Origin of the sequence: Candidatus Coxiella mudrowiae, from assembly GCA_001077715.1 — a bacterium.
Taxonomy (GTDB): domain Bacteria; phylum Pseudomonadota; class Gammaproteobacteria; order Coxiellales; family Coxiellaceae; genus Coxiella; species Coxiella mudrowiae.
The window spans coordinates 764,159-777,911 of sequence record CP011126.1; the positions used below are offsets into that span (position 1 = coordinate 764,159).

Sequence of the window (13,753 nt, forward strand, 5' to 3'; positions counted from 1 at the left end):
GGAGGAAAAGATGTCTCTAAAATCAAAAGGTTGTTCTGAGTTTCTTATTTCATGTCAGAAGGCAGGAACTACAGAACGACTGAATGAACTTTTTGATTTATTATTTAGCTTCGAAGAAAAGAGCAATTGGCAATGTACGTGGAATTAATATGTGAGCTGATAAAAGGAGAAAAAACTCAGCGAGAAATTTCTAACGACCTTGATGTTAGTATTGCCAAAATTACTCGTGTTTCAAACGCGTTAAAGATAATTGATGACAAAGTCAAAACATTTATAAAACAACATTTAATTAATAAAAGAGGTTAGTCATGACTAATTCTAGTAAAAAATTTGATTTACAAGGTATTTTAAATAACATTAAGTCAATGATTAGTCCAGAAGGCAGCACACCTGATGTTAATCCTGATGATGCAATTAGTATCAAAATTTCTGAGCTTAGTTTATTGACGCAACAATTGGCCAAAACACATGCTGAGCAAGCTAAGGAATTTACTAGAATTAATCGATTACTTAATGATTTATTCAAGGATATAGAAGCATTGCGTAATCCACTAGAAACGGAATTGCCTGAATCTTCAGAATCCTCTGTCACTTCGGAGATTAAACCCTCAGAAGAGGAAAAAGAAAAAATAAGAAAAACATAATTTATTAAGTTGGTTGTTTTAGCTTTTCGATTTTTAGCTAAGTAGTTTCAGAGTTAATCTTCAATGTGATTAATTTTTTTTGTGGTTTTACGTAGGTCTCTTTTACCAGAAAGCTTGCTAGTATCAACGATAGAGAATATTGAGTAGGGGTAGGGACATAAAACTAAAACTAATAATAAAGTCAGTTATTGAAAGAGAAGAGCTCTTAACCGAAGATTTGATAAATAAACTCATTAAGGGCGGGATAATCCCGCCAAACAAAATTATTAATTCGTTATTTAAGCCCATTCCAGAAGCTCTAGTCGTGATTGTGGTTTTCTCGGAAATAATTGCAAATTCCAAGTTTTTCCATGAAACTGCGATACCTACTAAAAAGAAGAAAAGGTCGTATAATCAATGTGCCTGTATAGGTGCATAGGTGATTAGCGTTGTATCCAATAATCCCTACGCATTCACAAAAAAAATAAGCGTGGGTTTTCGACTCTTTGTTATATCCGAGAAAGTCTCCAGCAAAGGACACCGGATAGCAAAACCAAACCAGGTGAGAGAAATGATGTCAGCAGCTAGTGCCTGAGAAAGGCCTCTTGATTCAAGATAATTAATACACAAATAGCACCAAGAATAACAATGGATGAATAAATACTCGCTGAAGAAAAAGCAATATACCACATTTGCGAGTTTTGAAATAAAAATTACAAGAGTTGAAAATTTTTTTATGTCTTTTCAAGTAAACCAATATTTCTTGACTACGTGGTTTATTTTTTACAATAAGCAAAATTAGGAAAGTTAAAATAACTCCAAATACGCCAATGGTAGCAAGATCTAGACGCCAATTACTATGAACTTGGGCTAAAAAATGAAATCAATGAACCACCAGCTAGAAGTGTGGCCCCATCGTTCCAACAAATTGTGAGGCGCCTGAAAAAAAAATCCAAAATAATGTCGCGGAAACCAAGTTGCAGCAATTAATAAGAAAATAAAGGCAAAAGAGGAACCAAAGCCCATGAGCGCTCGACTGAAAAAAGCGGAAGTGAATCCTGTAGCGTGTGAAAATAATAATGCTGAACCAGCGTAAATCAAAGCGGAAAAAAATGATAATTCATTTGACTCTAAATTTATTTGCTAAAATCCGAACTTGGATTTGTATGATAGCATAAGCGATGTAATAAGCGGAGCCAATAAGAGCAAAAGATTCTAGAGAAAGATGCAAATCTAGGATAATTTGTGGTGCCACAATCCAAATAAATGTTCTAAGAAAGAATTCGTATATAAAAAAACAGGAGCTAATAGCCATATAATGAGACCAATGAATAAAATTGGTGATTTCTTTATGATTGCCATAACAATTATTCGGATTCTTTAAATTCTTCGATACTTTTTCTTTCCATTTTTGTAGATTGGGAGAGGCTTTTTCTATTTCTGAAAAAACGGCGACTTGGAAGAAGATTTCGCCTTCATGTACTAACGGTAAATTATTTTTACTTACGATAATTCCTTCTTAGGGTTTAGTAATAGTAACATTTTCTGTACCTCCGAAAGGATCTTTAATTACACATAAAACTTCGCCTTTGGAAATATTCTGTCCCAATTTTAATTTGGAAAAACTAATTCCACTGTTTGAAGCACAAACCCAAACTGTGCCTTTAGTAAAAAAAATATCAAGTATCTTTTTGAAGATGACGTCCTAAGTCGGTTATTATGGTTAAATTTTGCATTACATTAAAAATTCCTTTAATACCTATTTTGATGGCATACTCATCAAAACACATAGCTTCGCCAGCTTTATAGATTAACAAAGGAATTCCTTTATTTGCAGTTAATGCACATAATGAGCCTTTTTCGATAAGGGGTGTCCGAAATTACTGGAGCGTCAAATAAAGCGGCTAATTGTTTAGCAGTTTCGTCATAGAAATTAACATAAATTTAAGTTAAATTATTATGGTTTAAAAGAACTCTCTAGAAATCAATACAATAATTAGCTTTTATTAATTTTCTTGAGTGAAAAGATTGGCAAGATGTGCGGCATGAGAGCTGTATTTAAAGCCTGGAAAGCTTCAATCAAAGTGGATCCGGCCAGTAATGAGATCGTACACGTTCATAACCGGGATAGCAATAAAATTTTCTCGCAAGCGTTTTTAAGAAAGGTTGTTCTAATAAAAGATTAATTATTTTTGTACCATTAAGTTGATCACCATGTAGAAAGGACCTTTTTCTTTTCCGTGAACGACTTTAATATAAGCATGTATATAGGCACACAACTGAATAATTCAGGCAGAGGTAATGCCAAAGAAATTCGTTCACCCATGTAAATCGTTTTATTACAAATTTTAATCGGTGCATTTTTTATAATACGTAAACAATCAGCCTAATAGATTTAGACCAGAACTTCAAAAATAAGCAAATTAAGATGTACTCAAAATTGCTATTTTCTTAATTATCTTACCCCAGAACTGAATTATTTAGCTAAATTTCGCTCTTCCGTAAGCTCATGATTAATTTTTGTCTCAACTCTTTATACTAGGAATGCTTGGATAGAAAGTGAAGATCGAAGTATAATTAAAATTCCTTTTTTCTAGAATATTATATTGAAATTACTTTGAGTGCCATAAAAGCCGATGTAGGTGGTATTAGCGGTCATACCTGACCTACAGCTAAAATACTGGATGCTATTCAAACGTTGTTGAAAGAACACATCAATTCTGGATTATTAATCAATGAGCTTGTTACGTTTACAGGTAACGATATTGCTATTATTTTTTTCACATCAGAAAGTCTTAGGAAATGAAGAAGTGCATGTGGGTTCTTCATGGCAAGCTTTTCTTTCTAAGTACTAATGTAAAAAAAAATAAAGGTAATTATGGGGCGAGCCAAAATTTACTGGTCGATGCACCTTCCGGAAACGTTCGAGGTTCAGGCCCAGGAGTTTCAAAAATTAAATTCACTTTTAATTCTCAGAAAGAACATCGACCTACAAAATCTTTTAATATATTCGCTGGCGATAAATGTAGTCTTGGAGCGTTTAACCTTATTTTATATTTAGTTTTTTCGATCCCATACATAATGGTGGATTACTATTAAGTCTTAAAATACATATGGAATAGACGTTTACCATCATTGATATGGATTATAAGTTAGAAAGCTAAGATCAAATTATTAAACTGGACGTTCCCGCCCGAACAAGCGTTAGATGTCCCCGCTTTATTACAAAATTCCAATCGCTATGCCATCGAAGAAATTCATTTACGTTTTAAGCTAGAAGAGTAGGTAGTTTCTCTTTCAGAAACTTGTCTGAATAATATTACACGAAAATATAGAGGAAAAGATAACCTTATTACAATTATACGTAATCAAAAAAATTTCTCAACCTCGGAAGGAATTATCGAGACCTATGCGACGATTAATTAGATTATCAGTGTGGAAGATCATGGTTCCTATAATATGACTCAATTACCTTCCCCTATTAATACTCCAGTTATAGGTCTTTATTATCATCCGTTATTATCATCCGTTAATTTCAGATATTAGATTTTCTATGAATTAATATGGACAATTTGATAAGCGCTATGTTAACTTTTTTTGTAAATCTGGCCTGGGATTATGCTCGCTATGTTTCGCAACGGCGCACCACAGAAATCTATCGACAAGGCTTTTTAGGTGTAACGATAGCGCAACAGGCAGAAATTGCTTATACAGGGCTAATCGACACTTGGAAAAAACTTAATGAAGAGTTTGAATTAAGAAAATATATAGTTAACAGAAACACGAAAAGGTGTTAATAAGTACCTTAAGATATCCACGTTTTAAAATAGAAAGCTAAATAAAACAGAAAACGATACATCTCAATTAGTAAATTTATTACAAAAACTAGCATATTTGATGTCATTAGAAATCGTGAAAGAACAAATAGTAGCTAATATTGCTAACTATAAAATGATCATCGCCGAACAAAAAAAATATAATCGTAGCTTTAATTTCTTTCAGATGCTATCAACAATTCAGAATATCTTGAAAATACTTATACATTGACACATTAATCATTAATGAAAATTACCGAAGCCAGTGAATTAGCAATCGATTGCTAGAATTAGTAGAAAAATATGTTATCAAGCATAGAGCCAATGTAATGGGGCTTATTACTTCTAATAATCAAATAGAAATCAGAACACATGCTTTTTATGAATATCTAGGAAATAAAGACTATTTCGATCTAAATTACTCTTATTTCAAAAAAAATTTAGTTGAATATGAAGCTATGTCAATGAAGGAAATTTTTTTTCGATAAGGAAAAAGCACTGAAATTGATGATCGTTTATTTCTATTTATGCGCTTTCAGATCTTTATTTATAGAGGTATAATGAAGGTAGATTAGTTGATTTGAAGCCATTGTTCTCTTTAAAAAATGATGAATCAAAAATATTTAAATTGAAAAATTTATTCAGAAGTTTTTGTATTGAGGATCTGGAAAAAGCTAAAGATTTTTACAATAATATTCTTAGCTTAGATTTTAAAGAAGAAAAGGATATGGAATTAGAGCTAGCCATTAGGAAATGGTACAGTTATTTTTATTTATCAAAAAGAAAATCATCAACCATCGACCTATACAGTATTAAATTTTGAGGTTGATGATATTGATTAAGCAGTCGATCTACTTACTAAGAAAGGAATACGCTTTGAACAATACACCGGCAAATTACAAACTGATAAAAAAGGAATATTCCGTGGCAATTTTAAGAAGAAATACTTAAATATAGCTTAGTTCAAAGATCATGCTGGAAATATTATCTCGAAAGATATTTTCATCCGTATTAGTAATATTTTTACTAAATTAAATTACTACAATCATAATTTTTCCTACAAATAAACCTACCTTGAAAAAATATTTTTACGATTGTTGAGAAATTCAAGTTTGAAAAATTTGATAGTTAATAGTACTCCTGCTAAAACTTCAAAAAATGTTAATATAAAGAAAGATCTACAAAGAAAGGATTTAAAAAGGTGCCCTGAAAGTGTGTATGTAACTATGGAATCCAACCTTTAGGAGATACTTAAATCTGCTTTCTAACAATTCGACTTACTTTATAAAAACTACTGATAATTTATAAACTCCAATTCACGATCAAGATAGGTAAGAACATTAATTTATTGATAATATAGTCATGTATCTTTGATTAACATAGGTATTCCTTTACCGTTATTTAATGGTACTATCAATATAATATTCAGTTTAGAAATTTTCAATTAATCATGGAGTTACAAATTTATATAATCTAACTATGAATAAAGAAGAAATTTTTTAAATTACAAAAATTCCGTAACGCTTACAATATAATAATTAATTACTATTAACTATTGAATTTTTGATAATACAACTTTGCAGAAATTGATCTCAAATGGGTTTCAACAATTCTATTTGAAAATTTATTTGTAAAATTATCATAAGCGCTTAGATTGCTTTTTAATTCATTTCTAAAATATAAGGGACAATATGAAATCTTACTTTAGCTCGATCAAAAATATGAAATTTTTATTTCATTGTCTTCTCAAGTTTCTATGGTTTTCTAGTTTTTCTTTGAGAGATGCGTGAAGGAATTTTTTTCCAGCGTATTAATCTTATGGAATTAAATCTTATCAGACAGAGAAATTTGTCTCACGCTATTTAAATTCTATACGATCAACAGCAGAGATCGAGTTTGTGTCATAAGTTCAACTAGTTATTGTCGTGAAATTAATTTTGATGATACGATTTGATCGCCTACTTTATAATGCTTCCAATACTAATATTTTCTGCGGCCTGTCGATCAAAAATTCAGGTTTTCAATTGCTAAAATACTTTTATTATTAAATCTCCACGTTAATGCAATAGAAAAATATGATTTTTTTCGATTATTGAATATCACGTGTTTTATACTTAATATAAAAAAATTTTTTCTTTTTTTTAAACGATGGTATTTTAATAATTTCTTTAAAGCTTTACTTTTGCTAAACTAACTGCTTTCAGAATAAATAAAATCAAATTAGATCCGAATTATTAGATTCTATAAATAATTTGACGTTTTCTTTTCTGTTGGTTTGTTAAAATTCCAAGATGATGTTAGTTTTCTCGTAGTTTCAAAAAAACTTTTGGGTAGTCCGAGAACGGGGTTCAGTGTCGTCATACGTGATTGCAATTGTTTCGGATAGAAGCAATAATGGTAGGGAGCCTAAGGTGTTATCTTTTTTGTCAGTTGGAAGATTTGCTTTGATGAGAGGGACCTCAATTTTTCATAATTCTTCGCTTTAATGTGTAGAAAATCGTGTGTTTGTGCATAATCGTTAAATAAGGTGATGGCTATTTCAAAGCCATCCACTGTGGTACCGTCGAAATCAAAAATCAGGTTTGCCATCGGTTTTCGCTTTACTAATTCCATCTGCCATTGTACGATAGGATGGCCTTTGTCCCTAAGGCAAGGAAGTGCTAATGTTCCGATTTTGCTTCACTGCTGATATAATTTTATTGCTCTTCGGCTGTTATTCTGTTGACAACCCTACAAAGGAATTGAGCGCCATTGAGGATCGTATCGAAATACTCTCAGATCCCCCGATGGGGAATTTAAAAATATTACTTATGGTATTTCTACTAAGGATACCATGGTTAAGCGCTGGTTATTGCAAACGCCCAGTGTTTTAGGGCAATGTCCATCCACTGTTCTTTTATTATTGCTATGGGTGCGCGACTTGTAAAATAACCTTTAGTTTGACTATTTTCTATTTAGACAGTGATTGTAAGAGACAGAGTCCCTTGTAGACACCTCAATGATTTTTATGATGGTGCTCATGGTAGTGATGTAAAAATGTGCTTAGGACATTCTAGAAAATTTTTAGATGCTATTTATAATGTCATTATCTCTGCCTATCACACCGTGGATATTACGACTACAGCCTTTCCCAGATCACCGCTGCTTTTTGGCGAGCATTTGCAATGCATTGACGTATTTAGTAATACAAAATTGACCAATAACTGTTCGCATTTTACAAGGAGTTTATCCTTTTGAGGCACCGAAGAGAGAAATTGCTAAACGTAAGTTAAAAAAAATGGTATTTTACAACGTAATCCTGATTACTTGTGATCATTAAAGCAAACGATTCAACAAAAAGCACCTATGCTTCTCTAAAAATCTATGTCGGTAGTATCCGTACTTGTGAAGATGGTACGGATTGTGGTGGGAAAGTCATTATCGCAGCGCTTTTCGCTCAATCATGCAAAAAAAATCATTGCTGTGGATGGTAACACGGTTCTAACCGGTGGACACAATTTACGAACGCGTGAATATCTTGAAAATGCTTCGGTATATGACGTTAGTATTTAAATTCATGGCCAAGCTGAATTGGCCGCTGATCGATTTGTCAATCAATTATGGCGTTACATTTGTAAATACAAAGAAACAAAAAAGTGAGATTATTGCCGACTTGCAATCCTATTTTCACGGACAGTATCAAGAGAAGCGTATTTACTAAATTTTGATATTAAAAAATTATCGGATCAACTGTATCAGGGTGATATTGCTGTTATGGCGCTTGCGTGATTGCGAGTTGGTATGTTTGCTCCAGGGCAGCGACCTGATAATCAAAGCGAAGTAGCACGAACGTTATTTTTTAAACGAGCTAAAAAAGTAATTCGCATTTCACAACAAGACATCCGTTATCAAACTAAAAAATACGTATTTTAGCTACCGACGAATGCCTCTGGGGATACACTAGCTACTCTTGGGAAATTCCTGCTTAACAAAGGTAATATTTATATTGTCCTCAGAAATTACAAAAGTAGTTTGAATTGATACATATTCTAATAATGTTCTCTTGGAAAGCATGGCTGATAAATTGCATGGAATTGCGCAGAAATTAAATAGCAAACGCGATCATCCCTATTCTCTAGATCGATTGAATCAAGAGTTATGCCAGCACTTGCATCTTGCTTATATTCGGTTTTCTGACAATGTGCCTCGTTGGGATGCGAAACATGCCATTGCCAATCACGCTAAAATTTGGGTGGTTGACGATCGTCTTTTTTATGTGAGTTCTCATAATTTATATCCGTCTAATTTACAGGAATTCGGCTATGTGATCGATAATAAAAAAAATTAATAAAAGAATTTTTAAATCAATACTGGAATAAACTCTGGTACTATTCGAAGACTACTGCTATTTCCAACAATCCAGGAAAAAATTGTTATTTTTTGCATTTACATTAACCTAACGTCTAACCTAACGTCTCAAGTAAATCCAGAAAATATGACTGAGCAATTCACACTTAACATAAATTTAAAAAATATTTTGAATTTTGATCGAAGACGTTTTAGCTCCCATACAACGCATAAGCGAAGGAGACGTATACTTTCCGATTTTTAATAGAATTCCAGTGAGTTAACACGCCGAAAGGAGGTGATATTAATATTTCAATGTTAGAAGATTTTAAGAGGAGCCTGTAAAATGTTAGAATTAAAGTCATTGGTTCGAAAGGAAAATTTATAGAAGAAGCAGAGCAATTTATAGATTATTTTAAAATAAAATCCCAGGGGTCGATAATCTGAAATATTTTTCTACATCGTCTATCCGAAAGATAGTATTTATGGTACGAAATGAGTAGTGATTGGGTTGGGGTGACGATGTAACCTGACTTTATATAGTTTGACGCACAACGGTTGGTAAATCCCTGCCGGTTCAACGTAAGAAGCAATGCATAGAACCGTTTATGACACTTTTGGTCAACATTTCGAGGGGGGGGATTTAAGTGATTACTCCTGAACAGTGTATATGGGTTCTTATTTTGAAAATTGTTTCGAGAAGACTGACTATGATCCGCTGGATAATATCAATTTGGCTCAATAGCAATTAAGTTGTGTATTATTTCAGAGAATCAATGAATTCTGTTGTAAATGTGGATGAAAGGGATATGAATGGTAACTTCACTCCCACAAAAGTCCCGAAAGGCTTGAGCAGGGCATAATTGAAAACGCAATGGTTATAATTAAGTGGTTGATTTTATGTTGATTATTGGCTCCTCGGGAGGGACTTGAACCCCCGACCAAGTGATTAACAGTCACCTGCTCTACCGACTGAGCTACCGAGGAGTGTTGGTAGAAAGAGAAGTCGTATGTTACCGATCAATGAGCTGAGAATCAACTGACTTAATTAATTCAGCAGGATGCTAAACGGTTCTGTAAAGGAAAATTCAGAGCCGTTACCAGGGTTCTTAATGATCAAGCACACTGGATAACCGATCCAGTGCCTCTTTAAGTTTTTCATTGCTAGTAGCACAAGAAAGGCGGATGTGTCCTGGCGAGCCAAAGGCACTTCCAGGAACTACGGCTACATTAGTTTTATCGAGCAAATGTGTAGAAAGTTCGATATCGGAGGATAGTTTAAGTCGTTTAATAGTCTCTGTGACATCTGGAAAAAGATAGAAAGCACCATCCGCGGGAATGCACCTCATGCCCTTCATTTGATTGAGTGCTTGCAAGGTCAAGTCGTGACGTGCTTTGTAAGCCTCGTACATATAACTAAAATAACCACGGTTATAACCTAGAGCGGTAGTTGCTGCCACTTGAGCAATTGAATTGGGACAAGAAGTACTTTGAGATTGAATTTTTTTCATGGCTTGAACAATGGCTTTAGGAGCGGCAGCATAACCAATCCTCCATCCTGTCATAGCAAAGGCTTTCGAAGCGCCATTAATCACAATGGTTCGATCCCGTAATTTAGGGCATGCATTCACAATATTAGCAAAATGATCTTGTCCCCATAAAATGTACTCATAAATATCGTCAGAGAGAATTAACACTTTTGAATACTTCAATAATATTTCCGCTAGAGCTTCTAATTCCGATTTGCTATAAACCACCCCAGAAGGATTGCTCGGACTGTTTAAAATTAATAAGCGGGTTTTTGGTGTTATGGCTTCTTCTAATTGCTGAGGGGTTATTTTAAAATTTTGGGAGAGTGTGGTTTGGATAATAATTGGGACTGCTTCAGCCATTTTCACCATAGGGGGGTAACTTACCCAGTAAGGTGCTGGAATGATTGCTTCGTTACCTGCATTCAATACAGCCATGATGGCATTGTAAATAGATTGTTTCGCTCCATTACTCACAATGATTTCGTTAGGCTCGTAATCCAATTGATTATCATGACTCAATTTATGAGCAATAGCCATTTTTAAAGCAGGAGTGCCTTCAATATTAGTATATTTAGTAAACCCTTGTTGGATCGCTTCTATCGCAGACTGTTTGATAGGATTGGGGGTATCAAAGTCCGGCTCACCGGCGCTAAGACTAATTACATCGTGTCCTTGATTTTTCAATTCCCGAACTAAGTCAGAAACAGCCACTGTAGGGGAAGGCTTGATTTGTTGCGCTCTAGTGGATAAGACGTCGTTCATGATATAAGTTTCTTTGATATTGCAGTCGGTAGAGTAGCGGAAAATAAAATTGTAAACAATGAGAAATTCCTCTCAACTTTAGAGTGGAGTGAGGGGTAGTTAAGAAATGACAAAAACCTTTAAACTCATATCGAAATTCAAACCCAGCGGTGATCAACCTCAAGCTATAGAGAAATTGGTGGTCGGTTTAGAGGATGGTCTGGCGTACCAAACGCTTTTAGGAGTAACGGGGTCTGGAAAAACATTTACCATTGCTAATGTGATTGAAAGGCTTCAACGTCCGGCTTTAATTCTGGAGCCAAACAAAACTCTCGCTGCCCAATTTTATTCTGAAATGCGGGAATTTTTCCCTGAGAACGCTGTAGAATATTTTGTTTCTTATTATGATTATTATCAACCCGAAGCCTACGTACCCAGTTCAGACACGTATATTGAAAAAGATGCTTCCATAAATGAGCACATTGAACAAATGCGCTTATCTGCTACCAAAGCGTTAACTGAGCGCCGAGACGCTATTATCGTGGCAACGGTATCAGCCATTTATGGCTTGGGTGATCCTGATTCCTACTTAAAAATGCTTCTCCATTTAAAAAGAGGCGATCAAGTTGATCAGCGTCAAATATTACAGCAGCTAGCTGAATTACAGTACACCCGAAATGATTTAGAATTGCGCCGAGCAACCTATCGTGTACATGGTGATGTTATTGATATTTATCCGGCGGACTCCGAACGGGAAGCTGTTCGAGTAGAGTTGTTTGATGACGAAGTTGAAAATATTAGTTTTTTTGATCCATTGATAGGTGAAATGTTAAGACGAGTTCCGCGAATCACTATTTACCCAAAAACTCATTATGTCACGCCCCGTGAAAAACTATTAACAACTGTTGATCAAATTAAGTTGGAATTAAATGAGCGTTTGGCGGAATTAGAGAGGACAAATAAGTTAGTGGAACGCCAACGTTTGGAACAACGCACCAATTTTGATTCAGAAATGATCCTAGAGCTGGGATATTGCAGTGGGATTGAAAATTATTCTCGCTATTTATCAGGTCGAAATGTTGGAGAGCCACCGCCGACTTTAATGGATTATTTACCTAAAGATGCATTACTCATTATTGACGAATCCCATGTCACAATTCCTCAGTTGGGTGGAATGTACAGAGGCGATCAGACGCGCAAAGAAACCTTAGTAGAATATGGTTTCCGCTTACCGTCTGCGTTGGACAATCGACCGTTGCGGTTTGATGAATTCGAAAAATTAGCCCCCCAAACTATTTTTATTTCCGCAACGCCTGGCCCTCATGAAAAGCAAAGAAGCGATCAAGTGGTAGAATTGTTGGTACGTCCTACGGGATTGATCGATCCAGAAATTGAGGTGAGACCAGTAGCCACCCAGGTAGACGATTTATTATCGGAAATTAGAAAACGAGTTCAACAAAATGAACGCGTATTAGTAACTACCTTAACCAAGCGAATGGCTGAAGATTTGACTGAATATTTTTCCGAGCATGGTGTGCGGGTTCGCTATTTGCATTCGGATATTGACACCCTGGAACGAGTCGAAATTATCCGCGATTTGCGGTTGGGTGCATTTGATGTATTGGTGGGAATTAATTTGTTGCGTGAAGGTTTAGATATTCCGGAAGTATCATTAGTAGCAATTTTGGATGCTGATAAAGAAGGATTTTTGCGCTCCGAACGATCTTTGATTCAGACAATAGGCCGGGCAGCAAGAAATTTACATGGGAAAGCTATTTTATATGCCGATAAAATTACCGACTCCATAAAGCGTGCCATAGAAGAAGCAGAAAGAAGGCGTCAGGTACAAGTTCTGTATAATAAAAAACATAATATTACTCCGAAGAGCGTCGAAAAGGCAATCACAGAAATAATAGAGGAGGTTCACGTATATAACAAAAAAGGGTGCTTTGTAAGTGAAGCTCAACAGGTAGCTGAAGAAGAAGCGCAATACATTTCTATGTCATTCAAGCAGTTAGCCAAATATTTGCGTAATTTAGAGGAAGAAATGTATCGTCATGCTCGAAATTTAGAGTTTGAAGAAGCGGCATTGGTACGGGATAAAATTCAGCATATTCGAAAAGATATTCTGGAAGTGAAAAATAAGGAAAAACTACATGATTAAAAATATCGACCTTACAAAATAGGTAATGGCTATTGGTTACTAGATATTTTGTTGGTTATATTTTTAGAAACATGAATTTTTATTTGTTTCTTTTTATCTGGGGATAGCTTGCTTTTCTCTGCTGGGTTACTCCGTTTCACAAGGATTTCTTAAAATTTGGATCTTAGTCTCAGCGATCATCATTACTGCCATTTTAGGCTACTTTTTAGCTTATTGGGTGGGCGAAGCTGGGTGATTCGCTTTTAAAGCAGAAGGATACTTTTTGGTTTAAGATTTTTGGTTTAAGAAAAGTTATTTGGTTTAAGCTATTTGGTTTAAGCGAAGAAATTCTATAATTAGGTACGGAGGGAAATCAGTGATTTTGGGAAGATTGGTTCCAGTTATTCGTACTTTTGTTCCCGTTGTCGCTGGGATGACGCAAAATAGGATTATTATCGTTACAGTGTTTTTAATATCGTTGGTGCTCTTGTTTGGGCTGGAGGAATTTCCTTCTATAGGTTATACTATACACTGGTAAATATATTTTATTGGTTGTATTGATTATTATTTTTA

At 34.6% G+C, this 13,753-nt stretch carries 11 protein-coding genes and 1 tRNA gene; 9 read left to right on the plus strand and 3 right to left on the minus strand.

Features of this window, described 5'->3' with window-relative positions; translation table 11 throughout:
• Nucleotides 1-132: 132 nt before the first annotated feature.
• From CleRt_RS11685 to CleRt_RS13235, 5 genes are all read left to right on the plus strand, one after another.
• Nucleotides 133-306 carry a Trp family transcriptional regulator gene (locus CleRt_RS11685; RefSeq protein WP_235379204.1) on the plus strand — a complete coding sequence of 58 codons (174 nt, stop codon included), beginning with the start codon at nucleotides 133-135 and terminating at the stop codon, nucleotides 304-306.
• Nucleotides 307-308: 2 nt separating this feature from the next.
• Nucleotides 309-644 (plus strand): hypothetical protein, encoded by a 336-nt coding sequence (locus CleRt_RS03770; protein WP_235379181.1) that lies wholly within the window; start codon nucleotides 309-311, stop codon nucleotides 642-644.
• A 2,793-nt stretch (nucleotides 645-3,437) separates the two neighbouring features.
• The gene (locus CleRt_RS13225) at nucleotides 3,438-3,722 is read left to right on the plus strand and encodes a fructose 1,6-bisphosphatase (RefSeq protein ID WP_306686809.1); all 285 of its coding nucleotides are present in this window, start codon (nucleotides 3,438-3,440) and stop codon (nucleotides 3,720-3,722) included.
• Nucleotides 3,723-3,941: 219 nt separating this feature from the next.
• Nucleotides 3,942-4,049 carry a hypothetical protein gene (locus tag CleRt_RS13230; RefSeq protein ID WP_306686820.1) on the plus strand — a complete coding sequence of 36 codons (108 nt, stop codon included), beginning with the start codon at nucleotides 3,942-3,944 and terminating at the stop codon, nucleotides 4,047-4,049.
• A 158-nt stretch (nucleotides 4,050-4,207) separates the two neighbouring features.
• Entirely contained in the window at nucleotides 4,208-4,420 is a 213-nt protein-coding gene (locus CleRt_RS13235) for a fructose 1,6-bisphosphatase (RefSeq protein WP_306686810.1), read from the plus strand.
• A gap of 2,424 nt (nucleotides 4,421-6,844) precedes the next feature.
• Here CleRt_RS13235 and CleRt_RS14035 read toward each other — a convergent pair.
• On the minus strand, nucleotides 6,845-7,051 hold the full coding sequence (locus CleRt_RS14035; RefSeq protein WP_048875150.1) for an HAD hydrolase-like protein: 207 nt from the start codon (nucleotides 7,049-7,051) through the stop codon (nucleotides 6,845-6,847).
• Nucleotides 7,052-7,801: 750 nt separating this feature from the next.
• Here CleRt_RS14035 and CleRt_RS10005 point away from each other — a divergent pair.
• The 3 genes from CleRt_RS10005 to CleRt_RS03800 all read left to right on the plus strand — a co-directional run bounded on the left by CleRt_RS10005 (nucleotide 7,802) and on the right by CleRt_RS03800 (nucleotide 8,765).
• Nucleotides 7,802-7,990 (plus strand): hypothetical protein, encoded by a 189-nt coding sequence (locus tag CleRt_RS10005; RefSeq protein WP_162198815.1) that lies wholly within the window; start codon nucleotides 7,802-7,804, stop codon nucleotides 7,988-7,990.
• A gap of 216 nt (nucleotides 7,991-8,206) precedes the next feature.
• Nucleotides 8,207-8,350 carry a hypothetical protein gene (locus tag CleRt_RS10010; protein ID WP_157870829.1) on the plus strand — a complete coding sequence of 48 codons (144 nt, stop codon included), beginning with the start codon at nucleotides 8,207-8,209 and terminating at the stop codon, nucleotides 8,348-8,350.
• Between the two features lie 139 nt (nucleotides 8,351-8,489).
• Entirely contained in the window at nucleotides 8,490-8,765 is a 276-nt protein-coding gene (locus CleRt_RS03800) for a phospholipase D-like domain-containing protein (RefSeq protein ID WP_048875151.1), read from the plus strand.
• Nucleotides 8,766-9,675: 910 nt separating this feature from the next.
• Here the strand turns inward: CleRt_RS03800 and CleRt_RS03805 are convergent.
• Together CleRt_RS03805 and CleRt_RS03810 are read right to left on the minus strand one after the other, a co-directional pair.
• A tRNA-Asn gene (locus tag CleRt_RS03805) sits at nucleotides 9,676-9,751 on the minus strand.
• Nucleotides 9,752-9,873: 122 nt separating this feature from the next.
• Nucleotides 9,874-11,058, minus strand: coding sequence for a pyridoxal phosphate-dependent aminotransferase (locus CleRt_RS03810; RefSeq protein WP_048875152.1), 1,185 nt, complete (start codon nucleotides 11,056-11,058; stop codon nucleotides 9,874-9,876).
• 106 nt (nucleotides 11,059-11,164) lie between these two features.
• Here CleRt_RS03810 and uvrB point away from each other — a divergent pair, with 106 nt between their 5' ends.
• A complete protein-coding gene (gene uvrB, locus CleRt_RS03815; protein WP_048875153.1) occupies nucleotides 11,165-13,201 on the plus strand; it encodes an excinuclease ABC subunit UvrB in 2,037 nt (678 codons plus the stop codon).
• The last annotated feature ends 552 nt before the right edge of the window (nucleotides 13,202-13,753 follow it).